Origin of the sequence: Nocardia sp. Root136, assembly GCF_001427185.1 — a bacterium.
GTDB classification, from domain to species: domain Bacteria; phylum Actinomycetota; class Actinomycetes; order Mycobacteriales; family Mycobacteriaceae; genus Nocardia; species Nocardia salmonicida.
This window is the reverse complement of sequence record NZ_LMFE01000011.1, coordinates 16,336-38,893: the sequence shown is the minus strand read 5'-3', so window position 1 is coordinate 38,893 and position 22,558 is coordinate 16,336. Positions and strand designations below refer to the sequence as shown.

At 66.9% G+C, this 22,558-nt stretch carries 19 protein-coding genes, 1 tRNA gene and 1 pseudogene; 8 read left to right on the top strand and 13 right to left on the bottom strand.

The features are described 5' to 3' along the window. Positions 1 to 273: 273 nt before the first annotated feature. The gene (leuA, locus tag ASD42_RS27850; protein WP_056821969.1) at positions 274 to 2,070 is read right to left on the bottom strand and encodes a 2-isopropylmalate synthase; all 1,797 of its coding nucleotides are present in this window, start codon (positions 2,068 to 2,070) and stop codon (positions 274 to 276) included. Between the two features lie 298 nt (positions 2,071 to 2,368). Here leuA and ASD42_RS27845 point away from each other — a divergent pair, with 298 nt between their 5' ends. From ASD42_RS27845 to ASD42_RS27835, 3 genes are all read left to right on the top strand, one after another. After that, positions 2,369 to 3,136: a sulfite exporter TauE/SafE family protein gene (locus tag ASD42_RS27845; protein WP_056821967.1), complete on the top strand. Its 768-nt coding sequence runs from the start codon at positions 2,369 to 2,371 to the stop codon at positions 3,134 to 3,136. Between the two features lie 118 nt (positions 3,137 to 3,254). Beyond that, entirely contained in the window at positions 3,255 to 4,865 is a 1,611-nt protein-coding gene (locus ASD42_RS27840; protein ID WP_082843787.1) for a GMC oxidoreductase, read from the top strand. Positions 4,866 to 4,982: 117 nt separating this feature from the next. Further along, on the top strand, positions 4,983 to 5,816 hold the full coding sequence (locus tag ASD42_RS27835) for an ion transporter (protein WP_056821963.1): 834 nt from the start codon (positions 4,983 to 4,985) through the stop codon (positions 5,814 to 5,816). On the opposite strand, the gene ASD42_RS27830 is transcribed toward ASD42_RS27835, so the two are convergent. From ASD42_RS27830 to ASD42_RS27820, 3 genes are all read right to left on the bottom strand, one after another. Further along, a complete protein-coding gene (locus tag ASD42_RS27830; protein ID WP_056821961.1) occupies positions 5,803 to 7,005 on the bottom strand; it encodes a low temperature requirement protein A in 1,203 nt (400 codons plus the stop codon). The genes ASD42_RS27835 and ASD42_RS27830 overlap by 14 nt on opposite strands. A gap of 65 nt (positions 7,006 to 7,070) precedes the next feature. Then, complete coding sequence (locus tag ASD42_RS27825) at positions 7,071 to 7,529, bottom strand: SRPBCC family protein (RefSeq protein ID WP_056821960.1); 459 nt, start codon at positions 7,527 to 7,529, stop codon at positions 7,071 to 7,073. Between the two features lie 98 nt (positions 7,530 to 7,627). Continuing rightward, complete coding sequence (locus ASD42_RS27820; protein ID WP_235569857.1) at positions 7,628 to 8,200, bottom strand: TetR/AcrR family transcriptional regulator; 573 nt, start codon at positions 8,198 to 8,200, stop codon at positions 7,628 to 7,630. Between the two features lie 71 nt (positions 8,201 to 8,271). Here ASD42_RS27820 and ASD42_RS27815 point away from each other — a divergent pair, with 71 nt between their 5' ends. From ASD42_RS27815 to ASD42_RS27805, 3 genes are all read left to right on the top strand, one after another. Further along, on the top strand, positions 8,272 to 8,847 hold the full coding sequence (locus ASD42_RS27815; RefSeq protein WP_056821955.1) for a dihydrofolate reductase family protein: 576 nt from the start codon (positions 8,272 to 8,274) through the stop codon (positions 8,845 to 8,847). 135 nt (positions 8,848 to 8,982) lie between these two features. Next, positions 8,983 to 10,248 (top strand): aspartate kinase, encoded by a 1,266-nt coding sequence (locus ASD42_RS27810; RefSeq protein WP_056821952.1) that lies wholly within the window; start codon positions 8,983 to 8,985, stop codon positions 10,246 to 10,248. A 3-nt stretch (positions 10,249 to 10,251) separates the two neighbouring features. Beyond that, positions 10,252 to 11,286, top strand: a complete 1,035-nt coding sequence (locus ASD42_RS27805) for an aspartate-semialdehyde dehydrogenase (protein ID WP_056821949.1) — start codon at positions 10,252 to 10,254, stop codon at positions 11,284 to 11,286. A 54-nt stretch (positions 11,287 to 11,340) separates the two neighbouring features. Here ASD42_RS27805 and ASD42_RS27800 read toward each other — a convergent pair. Then, positions 11,341 to 11,628: pseudogene (locus tag ASD42_RS27800) on the bottom strand (SbtR family transcriptional regulator); the annotation flags it as partial. A gap of 35 nt (positions 11,629 to 11,663) precedes the next feature. Here ASD42_RS27800 and ASD42_RS27795 point away from each other — a divergent pair. After that, positions 11,664 to 12,032 (top strand): nuclear transport factor 2 family protein, encoded by a 369-nt coding sequence (locus ASD42_RS27795; protein WP_162256243.1) that lies wholly within the window; start codon positions 11,664 to 11,666, stop codon positions 12,030 to 12,032. Here the strand turns inward: ASD42_RS27795 and ASD42_RS27790 are convergent. Continuing rightward, complete coding sequence (locus ASD42_RS27790; RefSeq protein WP_063893758.1) at positions 12,022 to 13,374, bottom strand: serine hydrolase domain-containing protein; 1,353 nt, start codon at positions 13,372 to 13,374, stop codon at positions 12,022 to 12,024. The genes ASD42_RS27795 and ASD42_RS27790 overlap by 11 nt on opposite strands. Positions 13,375 to 13,449: 75 nt before the next feature. Beyond that, positions 13,450 to 14,688: an APC family permease gene (locus ASD42_RS27785; RefSeq protein ID WP_056822721.1), complete on the bottom strand. Its 1,239-nt coding sequence runs from the start codon at positions 14,686 to 14,688 to the stop codon at positions 13,450 to 13,452. A gap of 727 nt (positions 14,689 to 15,415) precedes the next feature. Between ASD42_RS27785 and ASD42_RS27780 the strand changes: the two genes are divergently transcribed. Beyond that, complete coding sequence (locus ASD42_RS27780) at positions 15,416 to 16,084, top strand: arsenate reductase ArsC (protein ID WP_056821942.1); 669 nt, start codon at positions 15,416 to 15,418, stop codon at positions 16,082 to 16,084. Here ASD42_RS27780 and atzF read toward each other — a convergent pair. The 6 genes from atzF to ASD42_RS27745 all read right to left on the bottom strand — a co-directional run bounded on the left by atzF (position 16,041) and on the right by ASD42_RS27745 (position 22,545). Beyond that, on the bottom strand, positions 16,041 to 17,738 hold the full coding sequence (gene atzF / locus ASD42_RS27775; protein ID WP_056821940.1) for an allophanate hydrolase: 1,698 nt from the start codon (positions 17,736 to 17,738) through the stop codon (positions 16,041 to 16,043). The two genes, ASD42_RS27780 and atzF, sit on opposite strands and share 44 nt — an antisense overlap. A gap of 26 nt (positions 17,739 to 17,764) precedes the next feature. After that, the gene (locus tag ASD42_RS27770) at positions 17,765 to 18,469 is read right to left on the bottom strand and encodes a GntR family transcriptional regulator (protein ID WP_056821939.1); all 705 of its coding nucleotides are present in this window, start codon (positions 18,467 to 18,469) and stop codon (positions 17,765 to 17,767) included. Between the two features lie 486 nt (positions 18,470 to 18,955). Continuing rightward, the gene (locus tag ASD42_RS27760; protein WP_082843778.1) at positions 18,956 to 19,663 is read right to left on the bottom strand and encodes a YrhK family protein; all 708 of its coding nucleotides are present in this window, start codon (positions 19,661 to 19,663) and stop codon (positions 18,956 to 18,958) included. 214 nt (positions 19,664 to 19,877) lie between these two features. Next, a tRNA-Pro gene (locus tag ASD42_RS27755) sits at positions 19,878 to 19,951 on the bottom strand. Positions 19,952 to 20,018: 67 nt separating this feature from the next. Next, positions 20,019 to 21,572 carry a hypothetical protein gene (locus ASD42_RS27750; RefSeq protein WP_156677610.1) on the bottom strand — a complete coding sequence of 518 codons (1,554 nt, stop codon included), beginning with the start codon at positions 21,570 to 21,572 and terminating at the stop codon, positions 20,019 to 20,021. Between the two features lie 10 nt (positions 21,573 to 21,582). Beyond that, positions 21,583 to 22,545: a metallophosphoesterase gene (locus ASD42_RS27745; RefSeq protein ID WP_056821935.1), complete on the bottom strand. Its 963-nt coding sequence runs from the start codon at positions 22,543 to 22,545 to the stop codon at positions 21,583 to 21,585. Positions 22,546 to 22,558 lie beyond the last annotated feature (13 nt).

Sequence of the window (22,558 nt, the reverse complement as noted above, 5' to 3'; positions counted from 1 at the left end):
TATGGTCGTTGTTGGTCACAGTTCCCCCACTTGCTCGCTGAACGAGCAGGAAAGCTCGGCGCTGAATATGCCCTAAAACGCTAACACGGAGCCAAATTTCGCGCGCCGGTGGCAGCTGCCACGCACGGGCGGATGGGAATCGAAAGCGCCCAGCTCAACCGGTATATCCGGCGCGAAGCCGACCAGCCGGACCGCGGTTATCCACAGGATCGTAAAACTATCCACAGGTCAGCATGGTGGCCGAGACTCCGGTCCCGGCCACCATGGAGCAACCTATTGCGCGGCGCGGTTCACGGCCGAGACGACCGCGCGCAGCGAGGCGGTGGTGATCGAGGTGGCGATGCCGACGCCCCACACGACCTTGTCGCCGATCGCGACCTCGACGTAGGCGGCGGCCTGCGCGTCGTCACCGGCGGACATCGCGTGTTCGCTGTAGTCGAGCACGCGCACGTCGAAGCCGACGGTCGCGATCGCGTCGACGAACGCGGCCAGCGGGCCGTTGCCCGAACCGCTGATCTCCTGCTCGACGCCCTCGACCTTGACGGTCACCACGATCGAGTCCACGCCACCGTCGGTCTCGGCCGCGGTGACCTTCTGCTTGATCCGCTCGAGCGGCAGGATCGGGTTCAGGTACTCGGTGGCGAAGACGTCCCACATCTCCTTGGGCGTCACCTCGCCGCCCTCGCCGTCGGTGATCGCCTGGATCGCCTGCGAGAACTCGATCTGCAGGCGACGCGGCAGCACCAGCCCGTGATCGGTCTTCATGATGTAGGCCACGCCGCCCTTGCCGGACTGCGAGTTCACGCGGATCACGGCCTCGTAGGTGCGGCCGACATCCTTGGGATCGATCGGCAGGTACGGAACCTCCCAGACGATGTCGGACACATCGGCGTCGCGCGCGTCGGCGGTGGCCTTCATCGCGTCCAGGCCCTTGTTGATGGCGTCCTGGTGGCTGCCCGAGAACGCGGTGTAGACCAGGTCACCGCCGTAGGGGTGACGCTCGGCGACGGCCAGCTGGTTGCAGTACTCCACCGTGCGACGGACCTCGTCGATATCGGAGAAGTTGATCTGCGGGTCGATGCCGCGCGAGAACAGGTTCATGCCCAGCGTCACCAGGCAGACATTGCCGGTGCGCTCACCGTTGCCGAACAGGCAGCCTTCGATGCGGTCGGCGCCGGCCTGGTAGCCCAGCTCGGCGGCCGCGACGGCGGTGCCACGGTCGTTGTGCGGGTGCAGCGACAGCACGATCGAGTCGCGTCGGGCCAGGTTGCGGTGCATCCACTCGATCGAGTCGGCGTACACGTTCGGGGTGGCCATCTCGACGGTCGCGGGCAGGTTGATGATCAGCGGCTTGGCCGGGGTCGGCGCGATGATCTCGGAGACCGCGTCGCACACCTCACGGGCGTAGTCCAGCTCGGTGCCGGTGTAGGACTCCGGGCTGTACTCGTAGCGCCACTCGGTGTCGGGGTAGCGCTTCTCGATCTCCAGGCACAGCGCCGCCGCGTCGGTGGCGATCTTCTTCACCGCGTCGCGGTCGGCGCGGAAGACCACCCGGCGCTGCAGGATCGAGGTGGAGTTGTAGAAGTGCACGATCACGTTCGGTGCGCCCGCGCAGGCCTCGAAGGTGCGCTCGATCAGTTCGGGGCGGCACTGGGTGAGGACCTGGATGGTGACGTCGGCGGGGACAGCGCCGTCTTCGATGATCTCGCGGACGAAATCGAAGTCGGTCTGGCTCGCGGCCGGGAAACCGACCTCGATCTCCTTGTAGCCCATCCGCACCAGCAGGTCGAACATGCGGCGCTTACGGGCCGGGCTCATCGGGTCGATGAGGGCCTGGTTTCCGTCGCGCAGGTCGACGGCACACCACGCGGGCGCGCGATCGATGATCTTGTCCGGCCAGGTGCGGTCGGGCACCGTGATCGGCTCGACCTCTTCGGCGAAGGGGCGATACCGGAACGCGGGCATCGAGGAGTTCTTCTGGGTGTTCCAGGCGGGCTGGTCGGCCGGTGCGGGTTTGCCGGGGGCCGAAATGGTGCGCGAAGCGGATACGAATGCGTCAGCCGAGGACATGCAAGTTTCTCCGTGGGTGTGATGGATTCCCTGAATGGGAGCGGGTCGACCGGCGCGTTGGAACCCCGCGACGGGAGCCGGTCCGTATCAGGACCCGTCGCGGCGGCCGAGAAGAAGAGCCCGCTGCAGCATGATCCTCCGAGCTTACCGCGTGCCCACCCCTGGTTGTAAGCGGCCCGGAACAATTCCGTGGATCAAGTCCGCTGCCATTCGCTCACCGGTTGACCAGTACGGTTTTCCCCATAACGCACGCTTGTACGGACCTGCGCGTCCGACGAGACGTACCAAAGGAATTCGAATGACTTGGTTACAACAGGTGGCCATCTTCGCCGCGGGTATCGCGGCGGGTGGCATCAATACGATCGTCGGATCGGGCACGCTGATCACCTTTCCCACGCTGCTCGCGTTCGGGTTGCCGCCGGTGACAGCGAATGTGTCGAACACGATCGGTCTCGTCCCCGGCTCGGTGAGCGGGGTCATCGGCTATCGGCGGGAACTGGAAGGACAGCGGTCCCGACTGCTGCAGCTTGGCACCGCGTCGCTACTCGGCGGCATCACCGGCGCGATCCTGCTGCTGACCATGCCCGCGGCGGCGTTCAAGGCGATCGTGCCCGTCCTCATCATCGTGGCGCTGATCCTCGTCGTCGTGCAGCCGCGACTGGCCGCGTGGGTGAAGAAGCGCCGGGCGGACGGCGCGTCGGCGACGCCGGAACACGGTGGGCCCATTCTGCTGGTCGCGGTCTTCGCCACCGGCATCTACGGCGGCTACTTCGGGGCCGCCCAGGGCGTGCTGCTGATCGGTCTGCTCGGGGTGTTCGTGCACGAGGACATCCAGCGGCTCAACGGCGTGAAGAACGTGCTCGCCCTGATCGTCAACGGGGTGTCGGCGGTCATCTTCATCGCGATCGCCGAGGTGGACTGGCAGGTGGTCGCGTTGATCGCGATCGGCTCGATCATCGGCGGGCAGCTCGGCGCGAAGGTCGGGCGGAAGTTGTCGCCGAATGTGCTCAGAGGGGTGATCGTGGTGGTCGGCACCATCGCGGTGATCCGCCTACTCACCAGCTGAGGCCCCGGTAGCCTCACGCGCTCGTCGTGACTTGTGACAAATGTGGTCGCCACCGGGCGATCCTTCATGTTGCGGGGTATTCTTCGCGTCGGCCATGCGTGATGAGGGAGGTGGCCTGGTGCACAGACGTGCCTTTTTCAAGGCGGCGGGACTGGCGGCTGTTGCCGGTGCCGTGGGAACGACGCTGGCGAGCGTGCCCGCTTCGGCGGATCCGCGCGAGACGATGTTCCAGTCCTGGGTACCGGAGATCTTCGCCCCGATCCCGGACGCGCCGGCGCATACACAGGCGATCGTCATCGGATCCGGCTTCGGCGCCGCCGTCACGGCGCTGCGCCTGGCCGAGGCCGGGATCACCAATACGGTGCTGGAGCGCGGTTCGCACTGGCCGAACGATCCGTGGCGCGAGATCTTCACCGGCGACGATCTGCCCGACGGCCGCGGGTTCTGGCATCGCACCAGCTTCACCGGCGTCACCAAGGTGCCGATGAGTTTCAGCGCGTTCGGCGGGGTGCTGGATGTGACCGAGTATTCCGGTATCGACGTGTGGCGGGCCGCTGCTGTCGGCGGCGGATCGGTGATCTTCACCGGGGCGATGGTGGCGCCGGAGCGCAGGCTCTTCGACCAGGTCTTCGGTGGTGTGGTCGATTACGGCGAGCTCGAAAGCGTCTACTACCCGCGGGTGCGCCAGATGCTGCGGCTCGACCAGATGCCCGCCGACATCTACCACTCCTCGCCGTTCGCGCACTCGCGCGCCTGGGACGAGCAGGTGCGTGCCGCCGGTTACCAGCCGCTGCCCAACGATTCGATCTTCACCTGGGACGTGCTGCGCAGCGAACTCGCGGGAAGCTCGCGTGCCTCGGCCACCTCGGCCCGCTCCAACCTCGGCAACTCCAACGGCGCCAAGTTCGACCTCAACCAGAACTACCTGCGCTATGCCCGCGAGACCGGCAGATCCCAGGTGTTCCCCGGCCACCGCGTCGACGCCATCGCCCAGGAGGCGAGCGGCAGGTTCGTCGTGGCCGTGTCGAAGCTCGCGCCGAGCGGTCAGGTGCTGAGCACCCGCAACCTGACCTGCGACAAGCTGTTCCTCGGCGCCGGTTCGATCGGCACCTCGGAGCTGCTGGTCCGCGCCCAGGCCACCGGCACGCTGCCCAACCTCAACGAACACATCGGCGACGGCTTCGGCACCAACGGTGACGTGGTGCTGGCCCGCGGCGCGAGCGCCATCGCGGGCCAGGGCCAAGGAGTGCCGAGCGCCAGCCGGATCCACGACGATTCCAACGTGCCGGTCACCCTGGAGAACTGGTACATCCCCGGCATCCCGTTCGAGACAGGCGCGCTGGCCTCGCTCGGCATGGTCCTCGATCCGACCCGCGCTCGCTTCGGCTATCACGCCGCGACGGGCGGCGTCGGCCTGAACTGGTCCACGGCCACGCAGCACGCGGTCGCCGCGGCGGCTCGCGTCGTCGATCACCGGATCGCCGACCGCGCGGGCGCGGTCGCCGAATACGGCGCGCTCGGTTACGACGCCAACGCCCAGTTCACCGCGCACCCGCTCGGCGGCGCGGTCCTCGGCAAGGCCACCGACGCCTTCGGTCGCGTTCACGGACACCCCGGCCTCTACGTGATGGACGGTGCCGCGATCCCCGGCAGCACCGCGACCGTCAACCCGTCATTGACCATCACCGCACTGGCAGAACGCAATATCGAGGCCGTCCTGCGCGGCTGAACACGCCACCGACCGGCGTCCGCAACTCCCCTCGCGGCGCCGGTCCACCAATTAGCGTGGGCAGTGATGTCAAGGCCGACCTACGCGGCGCCGACCGCCAGATATTCAGGAGCAACAGTGGCTTCACCGGGGATCGAACGGGTCGAGGCCCTGCCGGACGTGCGCTCGAAGACGCCCAGCCTGCGCACCGACATCTTCATGCTGATCCTCGCCATCGTCTCGGTGGTGCTGGTCGTGTGGATCACCTTCTTCCAGGTCAGCGGGCCGACCTACCACGCGATCGTCGTCGTCGACACGTCGATCTGCGCGATCTTCCTGGTCGAGTTCCTGTGGCGCTGGCGCCGGGCGGGCTGGCCGTGGTCGTTCCCGTTCATCTACTGGTACGAGGTCCTCGGCATGATCCCGGTGACCACCCCGCTGTTCCGCGGGTTCCGGCTGTTGCGCATCGTGGTGATCTTGATCCGGCTGGGCCGGGTCGCCGACCGGGCGATGGGGGAGCGGGTCACCGCGACGATCGTCAACCGGTTCGTCGGGACGATCGTCGACGTCATCAAGCGTCCGATGACGATCGCGATCCTCGACGAGGTCTCCAAGGTCCTGCGCGCGGGCCACTACACCCAGAACATCGCCGCCGCGCTCGAGGAGAACCACGCCGAGGTCGATCAGCTGATCATGGACCTGATCAAGAACGACCCGCAGACCGGCAAGCTGCGCTACGTCCCGTTCCACGACGACATCATCCGGCTCGTCGCCGACACGGTCTACCGCATGCTGCGTCAGCTGCTCGACGACCCGCGCACCGACGAACTCGTCGCCGACATGCTGCGCGAGAACCTCGACCAGATCAACGACGCCGTGCGGGCCGGGGTGACGGTGCCGCCCTCACACCGTGGGGCGACGCCCGCCGAGCACAGCGTGCGCCACCACATCGGTCAGATCAAGCGTGCCTGATCTGGTCACGCGGCTGCGCGAAGCGCAGGGTCTCGAAGATCACCAGCGCGGCCAGCACGGTGCACAGCACGGCGAGCGAGGCGAGCGCGGGCAGGTGCGCGGCGGCCGGGATCAGCGCGAGCAGTAGGACCACGGTGATCACGCGCGCGATCGACACCGATTTCGAGGCATAGTATTTCGCCACGACGACGCCGAGGATGAACAGCGCTGGTCCCGCGTAGAGCGCACCGAGCGGGATGCCGTAGAGCGGGTCGGTGAGCTTGTGGTGCGAGGAGTCGCCCACGTAGTACAGCACCTTCTTCAACCCGAGCGAGAGCGCGATCACGCCGACGATCATCGGAAAGTGCCAGTAGGTGTAGCTGTTCTGCGCGATCTTGATCTGCTCGGCGCCCTTGGCATGGGCCAAACTGTGTTCGATCGAGAGCGCGGCGACGTCGAAGTAGAGCCACCACAGCAGACCCGAGACCGCGAGCCCGAGCATCGAGCCGAGCGCGATCGGCCACGAGATCGGCAGTCCGGCCACCCCGATCCCGATCGAGACGATCGATTCGCCCAGCGCCACGATGACGATCAGCCCGTAGCGTTCGGCGAAGTGCTTGGCCGAATTGAGGCGCCAGTCGGTACCCGCCACGAAGGTCCACACCATGTCGCCGACGATCGCGGCGATCCACAGCAGGATCTGGGTGAGGCCCGAGGTCATCGCGGCGATCACCAGCAGCGTGGTGCCGACGGTGATCGAACCGAGCGCCCAGCGCAGCAATTGCCCGCGCAGCTGGGAGTCCTCGGCGCTGACCGCCCAGAAGATGGCGACGTGCACCAGCCGCACCACCAGGTAGGCGATGGCGAAGACCAGCGGACCGAACCAGCCGCCGGGCAGATCGGTGAACGCCTCGGGAATGGTGAGCGCGGCGATGAACGCACCGCCCATCGCGACGAAGATGCCCACCCGCGCGATGCCCTCGTCGGCTCGTACCACATTGCCCAGCCACGAGTAGGCGATCCACAGCCACCACATCAGGGCGAGGACCAGCGTGGCCCGCAGCATGTTCGCCGCCGTGGTCTCTTCTGCCGCCAGGTCGGTGACCATGGTGAAGGCGAAGACGATCACCAGGTCGAAGAACAATTCGAGCTGGGTCACCGAGCTGTCCGCGGTGACCGGACGGAACCGGACCCGTCGATTTCCGATCATGCGTCAATGTTCGCACCCGAGGCCCCGATCCGCGCGCGGCGACGATGGTTTCGCAGACGGCGCAATCAGCCGGCCACGTAGCCCCCGATCTCGGGATATCGCTCGGCGAAGTCGATGAAGTTCGCGACCGTCTCGTCGTGCAGCTTGCGCAGTGTGCGGTTGAACAGGATGCCCGGAATGGGCAGCGGAAGTGAGAGCTCCACGTGGTAGTCGACCTCGGTGCCCTCGGGAGTCTCGAGCAGCTCGATCCAGCCCCCGCCCTTGGAACCGCGGCTGCTGTCGACCACCTGCCACGACGACCGGTACTGCTCCCAGGTGTACTCGAGCACCTGGGCGTCGGAGTTTCCCATGAAGTGGGCGGTGGCGAAGACCCGGCGCGGCCTGCCGTCTGCATCGCGCGGGCCCACCCGGACATCACTGAGCGAGGTCGACCACTCCGACATCAGGTCAACGGCCAGTAGTGCGTCCATCACTTGGTCGATCTCGGCGTCAACGGTGAATCGGATGTCGATCTTCGAGCGCATCTGTGTCTATCCTCCGAACCCCCGCAGCTTTCGCGCCCGATTGTGCACAGTCGTACTAGTGATCGTCAACACGTCTATGGTCTGGACAAATGACCGGGTCAGGTGCGTATCACACGCTCGACGGCCGTTTCGATCAGCGCCATGCTCTGTTGCTCGGTGAAGATTCCGGGCAGCGTGAGGTGTTCGACGATGAGCCAGTTGAGCGCCAGGTAGAGCAGTAGTACCGACTCCGCGTCGCCCGGCATGCCGGATGCCAGATGATTGCGCACGTTGAAATCGATGTCGGCGCGGACGCGTTCGGTGAGCACCGTGCGGAGCTCGGGACGCCGGGTGGCCTCGAGGCGGAGTTCCAGCAGCGCGAGATAGGCCTTGCGATGCGATTCGATGCGTCCGACCAGCTCTTTCATCAGCGTGGTGATGTTGTCGATGTCCTTCGGCCCATCGCTGACCAGTGCCATCGTCTCCTCGCTCGGCTGCACCACCTCGTAGAAGCGCACCCCCGCCTGCGTCAGGAGCTCGTCGCGATTGGCGAAGTAGTTCGACGCCGTGCCCGCGGGGACCGCCGCCTGTTTGTCCACCGCGCGGAAAGTGAGGCCGCGGGCGCCTTCGTCGGCGAGGACCTCGATGGCCGCGTCGAGGAGAGCTTGTCGTCGTTCGGGGTTGGTACGCACTTGACACCACTCCATCTGTAGTACTACCTTGAAACCACTTCAAGCATAGTACAACAAGTAAGGCGGTAACCATGCGAAAGCTTGTCTACTACATCGGCGTCTCCCTCGACGGCTACATCGCAGGTCCCGGCGGTGAATTCGAGTTCTACCCGACCCCGCCGGAATACTCGGGCTGGCTCAACGGCGAATTTCCCGAGGCGATCCCGGTCCACCTCCGCCCGCATTTCGGCATCGACGTCGATACGCCGAACAAGAACTGGGACACCATGCTCATGGGTCGCGGCACCTACGCGGCCGCGTACGACGCGGGCATCCTCAGCCCCTTCGCCCACATGAAGCAGTACGTCTTCTCCTCCTCGCTCGGCCCGGTCGACGCCCCCGACATCGAGATCGTCGACGGTGATCCGGTCGAGCTGGTGCGCGAGCTCAAGCAGCGGGAAGGTCTCGACATCTGGCTGTGCGGCGGCGGGAAACTCGCGGGACAGCTCCTCGACGAGATCGACCAGCTGATCGTCAAGACCTACCCGGTTATCGCGGGCGAGGGCATTCCCGCCTTCACCGGCGTCTTCAAACCGACACTTTTCGCTCCGACCCGACGCAAGGAATTCGACAGCGGCGCGCAGGTCACCTGGTTCGATCGGAGCTGAATCCGGCGGTTATCCACAGGTGACAAGCCTGTGTCGTTTTCCACAGGCAGGGCAGGTAGCAGCAAAACCGGTGGCCGGGGCCCGGTACTCTTGGTCGCTGATACCAATCTGACACTCGATCGTGAAGGACCTGCTGTGGCTCTCGTAGTTCAGAAGTACGGAGGATCCTCGGTGGCTACCGCCGAGCGGATCCGGCGCGTCGCTGAACGGATCGTGGAGACCAAGAAGCAGGGGCACGACGTGGTTGTCGTGTGCTCTGCCATGGGCGACACGACCGATGAGTTGCTCGATCTCGCGGAGCAGGTGGCCCCGTCGCCGCCTGCTCGCGAGATGGACATGCTACTCACCTCGGGCGAGCGCATCTCGAATGCCTTGGTGGCCATGGCTATTCACACTCTCGGCGCCGAGGCTCGCTCGTTCACCGGTTCGCAGGCAGGCGTGATCACCACCGGCGCGCACGGCAACGCCAAGATCATCGACGTGACCCCCGGCCGTCTGCAGGAGGCGCTCGCCGAGGGCCAGATCGTGCTGGTGGCCGGCTTCCAGGGCGTGAGCCAGGACAGCAAGGACGTCACCACGCTGGGCCGCGGCGGTTCCGACACCACCGCCGTCGCGCTGGCCGCGGCGTTGAAAGCCGATGTCTGCGAGATCTATACCGACGTCGACGGCATCTTTTCCGCCGACCCGCGCATCGTGCCCGACGCCCAGAAGCTCGACAACATCTCCTACGAGGAGATGCTCGAGATGGCGGCCTGCGGCTCGAAGGTGCTCATGCTGCGCTGCGTGGAGTACGCGCGCCGCTACAACGTTCCCGTTCATGTTCGGTCGTCCTACACCGACAAGATCGGCACCACTGTTTTCGGATCGATGGAGGACATTCCCGTGGAGCAGGCAATCCTGACCGGCGTCGCGCACGACCGCAGCGAAGCCAAGGTGACCGTCGTCGCCCTACCGGACGAGCCGGGCTACGCGGCCAAGGTGTTCCGCGCGGTGGCCGACGCCGAGATCAACATCGACATGGTGCTGCAGAACATCTCCAAGGTCGACACGGGCAAGACCGACATCACCTTCACCTGCCCCAAGACCGACCTGGTCCGCGCGGTGCAGAAGCTCACCGAGCGTCAGGCCGAGATCGGCTTCGCCGAGATCCTCTCCGACGATCACATCGGCAAGGTTTCCCTGGTCGGCGCCGGGATGAAGTCGCACCCGGGCGTCACCGCCACCTTCTGTGAGGCGCTGGCCAACGCGGGCGTCAACATCGACCTGATCTCCACCTCGGAGATCCGGATCTCGGTGCTGGTGCGCGACACCGAACTGGATGAAGCGGTGCAGGTGTTGCACAAGGCATTCGATCTCGGCGGCGAAGAGGCCGCTGTCGTCCACGGCGGAACGGGGCGTTAGGCAATGGGTGTACGTGTAGGTGTTGTCGGTGCGACCGGTCAGGTCGGCACCGTCATGCGCAAGCTGCTCGAAGAGCGCAACTTCCCGGCCGACGAGGTGCGGTTCTTCGCCTCGGCTCGGTCCGCGGGCAAGACGCTGCCGTGGCGCGGCGGCGAGATCGTCGTCGAGGACACCGAGACCGCTGATCCCTCGGGTCTGGACATCGCGCTGTTCTCGGCAGGCGCCACCATGTCGCGTGTGCAGGCCCCGCGCTTCGCCGCGGCAGGCGTCACTGTGATCGACAATTCCTCGGCCTGGCGCAAGGACCCCGATGTGCCGCTGGTGGTGTCGGAGGTCAACCCCGAGGCCACTCGCAACCTGCCCAAGGGCATCATCGCCAACCCGAACTGCACCACCATGGCCGCGATGCCCGTGCTCAAGCCGCTGCACGATGTGGCCGGTCTGCAGCGCCTGATCGTGTCGAGCTACCAGGCAGTTTCGGGTAGCGGGCTGGCCGGTGTGGAGGAGCTCGCCTCGCAGATCCGCGCGGTGGCCGCCGATGCGGAGAAGCTGGTGCACGACGGTTCGGCCGTGGAGTTCCCCGCGCCGAACAAGTACGTCGCGCCGATCGGTTTCAACGTGATCCCGCTGGCCGGCGCCCTGGTCGACGACGGCTCCTTCGAGACCGACGAAGACCAGAAGCTGCGCAACGAGAGCCGCAAGATCCTCGGCCTGCCCGACCTGCTGGTGAGCGGCACCTGCGTGCGCGTTCCGGTCTTCACCGGGCACTCGCTGTCGATCAATGCCGAATTCGCCGAACCGATTTCGGTGCAGCAGGCTCAGGAACTGCTGGCCAAGGCGGCGGGCGTGCGTCTGGTCGACGTGCCCACCCCGCTGGCCGCCGCGGGCCAGGACGACTCGCTCGTCGGCCGCATCCGCCAGGATCCGGGCGTGCCGAGCGGTCGCGGTCTGGCGCTGTTCATCTCGGGTGACAACCTGCGAAAGGGCGCTGCCCTCAACACGATTCAGATCGCGGAAGTTCTGCTCGAGAACCGCTGACCGAGTACGCGATCGGACCGGGTCACCACTCCAGGTGGCCCGGTCTGCTGCGTTTCACGTCCGGCGCAGGCCGTCGAGTATCACCGAGAAGGCGAGTCGGCGTCTGCGGTCGTCGCATCGCGGGTGGCGTTGAACCCTGCTTTCAGGATGAGCATCAGGTCGTCGAACGTCGATATCGGGACGGATCGCGCCGGCGCGTTGTGCCCGCGCGAGCAATGTGCCGATTGCCCCGGACAGATCCGCCGACGCGCCGAGGGCGGCGAGTCGATCCGATCCGACGGCATCGGCGAGGTCGCGTTTCACGCCGTTCTCGCGCGCCATAAAGGCGAGGAATTCGAAGAAGGCGACGCCTGCGTCGTCGGCGGTGGAGAGTGGCCGTGCCGCCCAGCCGCGATGCGGCGGCTTTCACCGCCGGATTCGCCACCGACGCCGCATTCGAGGTGCCGTTCGCCCCGCCCGGCGTACCGACCCGCATCGAGGGCAGGGCGGCGATTCACGCAGCCCTCGAACAGCGCTGGACCGCGACGTCGGCCGTCCGGTTGCACGCCATCCACCCGCGGATCTACGCCACCGACGATCCTGAGATCGTTGTTGTCGAAAACGAGGTGGAGGTAACTCGGCCGGGCGCGGAACGCACCAGGGTCCGGTCGTCGGTCAACGTGATCCAGGTGCGCGACGGCGAGGTGGTGTTGTTCCGCGACTACATAGATTCGGCCCGTTTCCAGGCGGCCGCGTTCAACGGATAGTTCGGATCCCCGGGGTGCGCGGGTCGTTGCCGACGCACGCCAGGATGGCGCAGCCCGGTGGGATGCTGGCGAAGGGGGCGGCCAGCGGTTGGTTGAGGCAGTTGAAGACGGTGCAGCCGGGGTAGGCGCCGGGGCCGATGCCGAAGACGGCCAGCAGGATGTTGGCGTCGATGAGTTTGGCCGCGTCGAATTCGAGCGGGGGCTCCACATAGGGTTCGGCGACCGGCGCCTGTGTGTCGGTGACGGCGGCGAAGAGGCGGCGGAAGAATTCGTGGGGCAGTTCTTCGGCGTGGGCGAGGATGCCGCTCGGGCCGTAGGCGGTCTGGTTGCCGAACGGGCCGGTCCACATCACCGTCAGGTCGAGGCTCGGCAGGAAGAAGACGTTCTGCAGGCCGAGCCCGGACATGAAATAGCTGTCCGCGGGCATGAAGTCGGGGGATTCGCTGCAATCGGCGCCGAGCCAGAACAGATAGCCGTAGCAACTGTTCGCCTTCGACGGTGTGCGGGCTTTGCGCAGATAGTCCGAGGAGACCACCCGGTCGGCGCCCCAGCGGCCGTCGTTCGCGACGAGCAGTCCGATCTTGGACAGGTCGTTGGGCGGCAGCATGAGATGGGCGTAGCCGTAGGTGTGGCCGGATCGGTCACTGGCCCAGTAGTAGTCGCTGCGCGGAATGCCGAGCGGGTCGAACAATTCGCGCTGCGCGAACTGCTGCAGCGGTTCGCCGACGGCCAGTTCGATCACGTAGGACAGCAGGTCCACATTGCGCTGGCTGTAGCTGAATGTGGTGCCGGGCGGGTTGGTCAACTGCACCGACAGCGCCTGCACCGCCGAGTGCGGGTCGATCGGGATCACCGCGGTGACGCCCTCCGACAGCACTCCGACCTGCATGCCCGAGGTCTCGGTGAGCAGGTTCTCGACGGTGATCGACCGGTGCACCGCGTCGCCGAGGCCTGGCGGCAGATAGCGATCGATAGGGGCGGCGATATCGATTTTGCCTTCGTCGGAAGCGATTCCGGCCAGCATCGACACCACCGATTTGGTGACGCTCCAGATGTTCCACGGCGTATTGCCGGTCTCGTCGTTGCGCAGCCCTTCACCGACGAGGCAGTTGTGCCGGAAGATCTGGACATTGAGCCGGTTGCGAGTGGCGGCGAACTGTAGTGCCGCTTCGAGTTTCGCCGAATCGAGCCCGACCTGTTCGGGTTGGGCACGTTCCAGCTCGCGAGCCGACGTCACCTCACAGGTCGTGCTCGGCGCGGCGTGGGCCGGGACGGCGAAAAGGCTCGCCGAGGCCAGCACCGTAGCGATCGTTCCCGCGAAAACGCTCGTGATGGGCCGCATGCGGCCGAGAGTAGCCCTTGTCACGCACCGTAACCCGTATAGCGTGGCCGTAGAACCCACTGATCACAGGCATATTCACCTCCTCGCAACACGGCGGATCCCGTACACCCCCGCACCGATCGCGAGCACTCCGAGCCCCGCCAGCACCGACCCGATCGGCAACGCGAACCCGACCACCACACATCCCACCGCGCCGAGCACCGGTACCCAGCGCTGCGGCCTTCCCTCGGCGACGGTCAGCGTGGCCGCCGACAGGTTGGCGATGAGGTAATACGCGAGCACCGCGAACGACGAGAACCCGATCGCCGCCCGCAGATCCACCGTCGCCGCGAGCACCGCCACCACCACACCCACCGCCAGTTCGGCGCGATGCGGGACGGCGTACTTCGGATGGATCCGGGCCAGGCTCTGGGGCAGATGGCCGTCACGCGCCATCGCCAGCGAGGTCCGCGAGACCCCGAGGACCAACGCCATCAGCGAACCCGCCGCCGCCAGCACCGCACCGATCCGCACCACCGGCGTCAGCCAGCCCGCCCCCGCCGCCTCGACGACCTGCGCGAGCGGATCACGCGCCGCCGCAAGCCCGCCCGACCCCAGCGTCAGCAACGCGGCCACCGCCACCAGCGCGTACACCGCCAAGGCCACCGCCAACGCGAGCATGATCGCCCGCGGAATCGTCCGCTCCGGCTCACGCACCTCTTCGCCGAGCGTGGCGATCCGCGCGTACCCCGCGAACGCGAAGAACAACAGCCCCGCCGCCTGCAACACCCCGTACGGCCCGATCTCCTTGTCGAGCACCGCTGCTCCCGAATGATTCCCGCCCACGCCCACCACGACGACCGCCAGCAGCACGGTCAACACCACCGCCACGATCACCCGCGAAGCCGATGCCGACTTCTGCACCCCCACATAGTTGATCCCCGTCACCACCACCACGGCCCCCACCGCCACCGCGTGCGCCTGCCCCGGCCACGCGTAGCTCCCCACCGTCAATGCCATCGCCGCACACGACGCCGTCTTCCCCACCACGAATCCCCACCCCGCCACATACCCCCAGAACGCCCCGAGCCGCTCCCGCCCGTACACATACGTCCCCCCGGACACCGGATACAACGCAGCCAGCCGCGCCGACGACATCGCATTGCAATAGGCGATCACCGCGGCCACCCCCAAGGCCACCAACAACCAAGACCCGCCCACCCCCGCCGCGGGCCCCAACGCCGCGAAAACCCCGGCCCCCACCATCGCCCCCAACCCCACGACCACCGAATCCCCCAAGCCCAGCCCCCGCCGCAACTGCCCATCCGAAGTCATAGACCCATCCTCGAGCATGGGTGCGGGACCCGCGACCCGGAGACGACAAACACCGCCAGGTCGATGAGGGTGACCTGGCGGCGTTCGAGTCGATGGGCCACCTCGAGGACGGCCCGTCAGGGTGTCGACGCCCCACAAGCGCCTCTCGGCGGGTGGTCGCTCGTAGCGACAAAAGGGGTGAGGCCCGGGGCTGTTCGGACGTCGACAGTGTGTCCAACCGCGGGTGCCGGTGAACTATTCCGGCGGCTCGATGTGACCCGCGCTACGCCTCATCTCATAGGCGGGCGCGGGCTTGGTTCCGGGCTCCAGTGGTCGATGACAGGGGTCAGAAGTTGCTGAACCAGTACAGAAGGCATGCCAGCAACCAGACGATCGCGGTTTCCATAGTCGATCTCCTTGCGTCGGTCCATCCATCATCGCCGACAACCCGCCTTCGCCGACAAGTTGTTCTTAAGAAGCTCTAGAGACCGACACCGCATTGTTGCTTCAGACACCGGAACAACCGGGTCCGATCGGTCTCGAGGGGTGATCGGTCGGACCCGGCGGTGCAGACCAGAAGGTGGCTCTTCCAGACGCTGAAGACGCACTGCCGACGGTAACCACACCGACGGGCTGGGCCGAAGATGTTCCACGTTGTGTCGGCGAGTACGCGTGCCGGGCCGGTCGGTCGAGGGGTTGATCGGCCCGGGCGTTTGCGTATGGCTCGAATTCGGGTAAGTGTTGGGGGGTGGTCGATATTGCCGAGCACTCCGACGCGCTCGACCGTGCCGAGGCGCGTCTACGCGAAGAATTCGCGACGATGTTCGAGCTGGAGACGATCCATCGTTTCCTGCATGCCTCCTATGAGAACTTCGCCGCTCGCGCGACGGTGACTATGTACTTGCCGCTGCTGGCCGAGCGATTCGGGCGGCAACGGTTGCAGGCGCTGGCCAAGATCGAAGGCAAGGTGGCCCGGCCGCGCCCCACGGTGCTGTTCCTGTGTACCCACAACGCGGGCCGGTCGCAGATGGCCCTCGGCTTCTTCGAAGATTTGGCGCTGGGGCGGGCGGTGGCCTGGTCGGGCGGGTCGGTGCCGGGCGGGCAGCTCAATCCGGCCGCGGTGGCGGTGATGGCGGAGGTGGGCGTCGATATCTCGCGTGAGTATCCGAAGCCGTGGACCGATGAGATCATCCGCGCGGCCGACGTGATCGTCACGATGGGCTGCGGCGATACCTGTCCGCTGGTGCCGGGGGTGCGCTACGAGGAGTGGATCATCGAGGATCCGGCCGGGCTCGATGCCGAGCTGGTGCGGCCCATCCGCGACGACATCGGTCATCGCGTGACGGGCCTGCTCGCCGAGCTCGGCATCGACGTCACCGATCCCGTAGATACGCCACCCAACTCCCGAACCGGGTGATGTCGGTGGCTGCGACGGCGGCGTCGTAGCTGCAGGCGAAACCGACCACCGCGCGGCCATCCGACAGTTCGATGCTGGTCAGTGCCATCGGTGGCGGTAGTTCGGCGAGGAATCGGCCGAGGCCCGCGGGGGAGACCAGGAACAGTTCGCCGAGGATCGGTGCGCCCTGTCCGTCACCGTGGCGGACCAGACCGGGTTTGGACGGCGTGGTGTCGAGGGCGGTGAGGCGGTAGGCGCCGGTGGTCGTGATCTCGCCCGCGAAGCGCGCGCCCAGCTGTTCGAGTTGCCAGTGCAGGGGTTGGCCGCGCAGGTGGGCCCCGAAAACAGCAAGGGGCACACCGGTTTCCACGAGAAGCGGCGCCGGGGTGCCGGTGATGCGGGCGGCGAGGTCGACGGCGAGTTGGTCGGCGAAGGCGGGGACCACGACCGTCACGCCGAACGGGAGACCGTCGGCGGTGGGTTTGCCGGGGACCGCGACGGCGGCGAGGTCGAGCAGGTTGCAGAAGTTCGTGTAGGTGCCGAGGCGGCGGTTGATCGCGAGAGGGTCGGCTTCGACTTCGGCGATCGAGGGGTGTTCGGTGGTGGTGGGGAGCAGCAGACCGTCGAAGCCGGCGAGCAGTGTTGTCGCGGTGGTGCGTGCGCGGGCCAGGGTGTCCAGGTCGTGGGCGAAGGAGTGTGCGTCGAGTTCCTTTGCGGCGCTGATTATTCCGGCGACGGTGTCGTCGAGACCCGGAGCGCCCTTGTCGACGAACTCGCCGACCGCCGCGTATCGCTCGGCGACAATCGCGCCGTCGTAGAGCAAGCGGGCCGCGTCGAGAAGTGGCGAGATGTCGATCTCGGTGACGCGCAGGCCCTGATCACCTAGGGCGGCAACGGTTTCGGTGAAGGCGGTGCGGTAGGCCGGGCTCAGCGGTTCGAGGTCTTCGGGTCGGGGGATGGCGATCTCGGGTTCGGCGGATGCCGAGAGACGGATGTCGACGGGCCATTCGCGGCTGCGCGGGTCTCGAGAATCCTTGCCCGCCATCGCCTTTGTGGCGGTGACCGCCAGGTCCAAGTCGGCGGCGAAGATGGTGACCGCGTCGTAGTCGGCGCAGGCGGCGACGACGCCATGGGTGGGGATCACGCCGAGGGTGGCCTTGATGCCGACGATTCCGTGCAGCGCGGCGGGCACGCGGCCCGAGCCTGCCGTATCGGTGCCGATGGCGAGGTCGGCGATGCCGAGCGCGACAGCCGCCGCCGAGCCGGAACTCGAACCGCCCGAGATCAATGCGGGGTGCAGTGCGTTGCGGACGGCGCCGTAGGGGCTGCGAGTGCCGACGAGACCGGTGGCGAACTGGTCGAGGTTGGTCTTGCCGAGGACCAGTGCGCCCGCCGCGATCAGCCGCTGCACAGCTGCGGCGTTTTCGGTCGCCTCATAGGCGAATTCGGGGCAGGCGGCGGTGGTGGGCAAACCCGCCACGTCGACGTTGTCCTTCACCGCGAGGAGCAGACCCGCCAGCGGGAGCTTCTCGCCCGCCGCGACCCGGCGTTCCAGCTCGACGGCTTCGGTCGTCAGAACCTCCTGCGAACGCAGCGTGATCCAGACCTCCGGCCGATCCACCTCGGCGATCCGTGCGTAGGCGGCGGCGACCCGCGCGGTCGGGGTTACAGACATTGACGCTCCTCTGATTCCTACGGGCTCTACTCGCTGAGAGACATGGCGGCGACGGCACGCGAGATCCGCTCGAGCACCACATCCAGCGAATCGCCGATGTGGGTGTGCAAGAGCTGCTGAGCCAGCGTGAGGTCACCGGCGAGAACGGCGTCGAGGATGCCGAGGTGCTCGCTGATCGTGGTCTCGATGCGGTTGTTGATCATGAAGTCGTACATGCGCACATGCCGGATCCGGGAGTTCACCGCCACCAGGGCGCGCACCATCTCGGCATTGCCCGCGGCGGTCAGCAGCGCGACATGGAACTCCTCGTCGACCACGACGAAACCCGGTTCCTGGGCGGGCGGGTCGGCCTGCAGCGTCAGCCATTTCTGCCGCTCGGCACGCAGCAGCGCGGTGTCGTGGGTGATCCGCGGATCCGCCCGCACCCGCGTCATCCCGCCCAGTTCCAGGGTCAGCCGCAGTTCGTAGAGATCGCGAATTCGCGACACACTCGGCCGCACCGGACTGAACCCGAACTCCTCCCGCTGCAACAGCCCGTCCGAGCAGAGCATCGTGAGCGCCTCCCGAACCGGTGTGCGGGAGATCCCGAATCTGGTCGACAGCTTCGGCTCGGTGAGTCGCTCCCCGAACCGGATGTCGCCGTTCATCAACTCCCCCCGCAACGTCGTGTACACGACGTCGCGCAACGGCCTTCCCGAGCCATCGCCCGGTGCATCCACCCTTGTCGACATGGGTGTATACGCTATCGACCGCTAATTTCTATCAAGTGACAGAAAGTAAGCGCCAGGTTATCCCTTGCTCACACCGGCGACCTCACCACGCAGAGCCTGGCGTGGGGAGAACTTCTCAACCAACCCCGAACACGCAGGCAACCCCACTTGCCATGGATACGGCAACACTCGAACCACGAGCCCACCGCCGTGCTCCCACCTCCGCTCACCCCGGAAGGGCGACCCCCATGTGCCCCACCATTCTGGCCCTCATCCTCGGCTTGCTCTCTCTCACGGCCCTCACCATCTGCTGGCCGAACCCCCTCGACCGCAAGCCCCCACAGACGAGCGAAGAGCCCCTGGCCGGTGAACTGGTCAGGGGCTCCTCTGCGTCTCGGCCGGCACCTCGGAGTGACAGGATTTGAACCCGCGATCTCTTCGCTTCGAGAACCTGGCTGGGATCCTCGTTGCGTTGCGAGATGAACAGGGGAGCCCCCTCGCGGATCTTCACTGACGAGGACCTCGCCGTCGCACCTGGCCGAAGAGTCTGGAATTCGTCCAGGTCCAGACGCTGGGGGCCGGCCCGTAGCCCGCGGGGATGTCGCGCCGGCTCAGCAGCGCCGCTGCTAAGAAGCACAGTGCGCCGAGAAAGGTTCCGAGGTTCGCCCACAGCTGGCTGACGAAATCGGAGGTGGTCGGGACAATGTACGCCCCGACCGCGGACACCCCGAAGAACACCGATCCCACCATGTTCAGCCAGGTACAGCGCCACGTCCGCGCTTTCGGGTCCCACAGGCGGTCCCGCTCGGTCGTCGCGAGAACCGCGAGCGCACTGGCCACCAGGAAGCAGACCGATCCCCGGGCGTCCGGGCGCCAGCCCGATCCGACGCGCGCGTTCTCGTTCACAGCGCTGATGAGCGCCGCACTCGTGCTGAGGTTGAAGAACAGCGTCCCGACGAACTGCACCACGGCTGCCCACCAATCAGACCGAACCGCGCGATCGGAGCCTCGGCGAGCTGGGCGCCGACCGCTGAGCGCCAGCTGGATGAACGCCGCCAGCGTGAAGAAGATCGCCCCGACGAAGAACGTCGTGTTGGTGACGACGGCGCCCACGGCGTCGGCGTAGAACGGCACCGCTCCGACGGCGAAGAACACAGATCCGATCGCGAATCCCCACGCTTCACGGCGGAGGCGCACCCGGCGCTCTGGCGTCATGATTCGAGCGTACGACCGGCCGCGGCGTGAATGTCATATGCGCGGCATGACGCAGGGCGCGACTTCTGGGATGGTCGGCGGCGCTCACTCCCGATACGTACACAGGCCCCTCGGAAACGCGCTGTGTACCCACCCGGCAGCCGAGGGTGGATAGCAAAGAACCCCTGACCCAGGAATCCCAGGTCAGGGGTTCTTTTGTGTCTCAACCAACACGTCGGGGTGACAGGATTTGAACCTGCGACCTCTTCGTCCCGAACGAAGCGCGCTACCAAGCTGCGCCACACCCCGTGAGGCGAACCTGAAGTAGCTTACAACGCGGGGTCGGGAAACGTTAAATTGGCTGGTCAGGTGGGGACTAGTCGAGGGATCTGATGGTGCTGAAGATGCGCTTGGCTTCTGCGGCGTCGACGGCGCCGGGGACGCCGGTGTCGGCGATCATCACCATGACGAAGCTGCCGTCTTTGGCGCCTTTGAAGGCGTAGGTGTAGACGGAGTAGGTGGTGGCGCAGCCGGGTTTGGGGGCGGGGACGGTGCCGGTGGTCTCGGTGAACATGCCCTCGGTTCGGCCGTCGATCGACTTCAAGGGCTGGGCGGGGCCGGGAGTTCCTTGGGAGCCCTGGTAGGCGAGGGGGGCGGCCTTGGTGCCGAGTTCGGCGCCCGCTGCGGCGTTGTCGGCGTTCTTGGAGCCGGTGAGCAGCGACATGGTGCGGGTGGAGTTGGGGCAGTAGTCGCGGCCGTCGGAGGCGTAGCCCTTGCCGACCACCGAGTCGCCGGGGGGCTCGCCGACGCCGCCGATGGTGGTTTCGGTGGCGACCTTCCAGCCCGCCGGGACGTCGTAGGCGGCGCCACGGTCGGGGGAGGCGACGACCTGGTAGCCGTCGATGAGAGGTTTGCGGTTCGACGCGGCGCCCGAGGGGGAGGGGGTGGTCGTGCTGGGTTTGGGCTTGCTCGACGAGGACGGTCCCGGGGTGGTGGACAGGGCGCTGACCATCGACGGGGTGGCGCCCGCGGTGGTGTTCGGTGCGTCGTCGCCTCGGGTCAGCACGACCGCGGTGATCGTGCCGCCGACCAGGAGCAGCGCCGCTACGCCTGCCGCGGCCCAGATCGCCGCCTTGCTACCGGATTTCTGATCGGGAGGGAAGGGCTGGCCGTAGGACTGGACGCCGCGGTGATCGAGCGGGGGGATTTCACCGTATTGCTGCTGCGGCGCCTGCTGCTGCCAACTCGGTGCGCCCCACTGCTGCTGACCGGGCGGATTCGCCGGACCGCCCGCACCCCATTGTTGCTGTCCACCACCGGCGGGCGCGCCCCACTGCTGAGTAGGAGGTACGGGCGCGCCCCACTGGCCCGGAGGTTGTTGTCCGGCAGGCGGATTCATGCCCGGCTGCCACTGATGATTCGAACCAGGTTGTCCACCTGGAGAATTGGCACCGACCGGGCCGCTCAGCTGCGGCCCCCCGGGATGCCACTGCTGGCCAGGCTGTCCGGCAGCCGGATTCATACCGGGCTGCCACGGCTGACTCGAACCCGGCTGACCCACAGGCGGATTCGCGCCTGGCCAGGGTGCCGGCTGACGCAGCTGGGTGGGATCGGCCTGTCCTGGCTGCGGAACCTGCTGTCCCGCGGCAGGGCTACCGGAATCCTGCCAATCCTGTGGACCCGCCGGTGCCCATTGCGTCGGTTCGGGGAGCCCGGGTGGCGGGCCGGAACCGTCCCACCGCAGGGTCGGGGGGAGGCCGGTGCTGCCCGGCGTCCAGACCGCGGTGGGGTCAGGCGTACCCGGATTCGGCTGTTCGGTAGCCGGATCCGGCGAACCGGGCCGCTGCCACTGCTGATCGGGCTGGTTCGGTGCGCCGGGGCCGCCGAATACGGTCGGGTCGTCGCGCCTGTCGTCGGATCCACTGCTCACGGTCGCGACCCTAGCGGGCTACGGCCTCCGAGGTGGAAATGCCGAAGCCGGTATCGGCGGAGGGCCGTTTGGGCTGGGAGCCGACCAATGTCAGCAGCGTGGCCTCGGGGCGGCAGCAGAAACGGTAGGGCGCCCACGGGGAAGTGCCGATGCCCGCCGAGACGTGCAGCTGGGTGTGCGCGCCCCACTGGGAGGCGCCCTTCACGCGCGACTTGTCGATGCCGCAATTGGTGACCAGCGCGCCGTAACCGGGAACGACCAGCTGCCCACCGTGGGTGTGACCGGCCAGCACCAGGTCGTAGCCGTCTTCGGCGAAGCGATCGAGCACGCGCGGCTCGGGCGAGTGCGTGACACCGATGCTGAGCTGGGCCAACTGGTTCGGTGCGCCCGCGACGGTGTCGTAGCGGTCGCGCTGCAGGTGCGGGTCGTCGACACCGGCGCTGGCGATGCGGATGCCCGCCACCTCGAGGTCGCGCCGGGTGTGGGTCAGGTCGAGCCAGCCGCGTTCGGTGAATGCCGCGCGCAGGTCCTTCCACGGCAGCGGATCGCCGTAGACGCGACGGTGATCTTTCTTGAAATACTTCAGCGGATTCTTCGGCACCGGCGCGAAATAGTCATTCGAACCGAACACGAACAAGCCCGGTCGAGCCAGCAGCGCACCGAGGGATTGCACCACGGCGGGCACGGCCTTGGGATGGGAAAGATTGTCGCCGGTATTCACGACCAGGTCGGGTTCGAGGCGGTCGAGTTCGCGCAGCCACTGTTGTTTGAGCTGCTGGCCTGGCATCATGTGCAAGTCGCTGACGTGCAGAATGCGCAACGTCGGCGAACCGGGCGCGAGCACCGGCATCGTGGCTTCGCGCAGGACGAACGCGTTCCGTTCGATCAGCGTGGCGTAGCCGATGCCTGCGACGGCGGCCCCTGCGGCTCCCAACGCGGTTCGGCGGACAGCGGACGTCGAGATAACGGGCATTTGCCCAGCATAG

Coding starts and splice junctions, on each gene's coding strand:
- ASD42_RS27815 (WP_056821955.1), top strand. CDS start 8,272: ATGCGAAAGCTTGTCTACTACATCGGCGTCTCCCTCGACGGCTACATC.
- atzF (WP_056821940.1), bottom strand. CDS start 17,738: ATGTCTGTAACCCCGACCGCGCGGGTCGCCGCCGCCTACGCACGGATC.
- ASD42_RS27825 (WP_056821960.1), bottom strand. CDS start 7,529: ATGCGCTCGAAGATCGACATCCGATTCACCGTTGACGCCGAGATCGAC.
- ASD42_RS27805 (WP_056821949.1), top strand. CDS start 10,252: ATGGGTGTACGTGTAGGTGTTGTCGGTGCGACCGGTCAGGTCGGCACC.
- ASD42_RS27760 (WP_082843778.1), bottom strand. CDS start 19,663: ATGACGCCAGAGCGCCGGGTGCGCCTCCGCCGTGAAGCGTGGGGATTC.
- ASD42_RS27845 (WP_056821967.1), top strand. CDS start 2,369: ATGACTTGGTTACAACAGGTGGCCATCTTCGCCGCGGGTATCGCGGCG.
- ASD42_RS27770 (WP_056821939.1), bottom strand. CDS start 18,469: ATGTCGACAAGGGTGGATGCACCGGGCGATGGCTCGGGAAGGCCGTTG.
- leuA (WP_056821969.1), bottom strand. CDS start 2,070: ATGTCCTCGGCTGACGCATTCGTATCCGCTTCGCGCACCATTTCGGCC.
- ASD42_RS27785 (WP_056822721.1), bottom strand. CDS start 14,688: ATGACTTCGGATGGGCAGTTGCGGCGGGGGCTGGGCTTGGGGGATTCG.
- ASD42_RS27745 (WP_056821935.1), bottom strand. CDS start 22,545: ATGCCCGTTATCTCGACGTCCGCTGTCCGCCGAACCGCGTTGGGAGCC.
- ASD42_RS27790 (WP_063893758.1), bottom strand. CDS start 13,374: ATGCGGCCCATCACGAGCGTTTTCGCGGGAACGATCGCTACGGTGCTG.
- ASD42_RS27830 (WP_056821961.1), bottom strand. CDS start 7,005: ATGATCGGAAATCGACGGGTCCGGTTCCGTCCGGTCACCGCGGACAGC.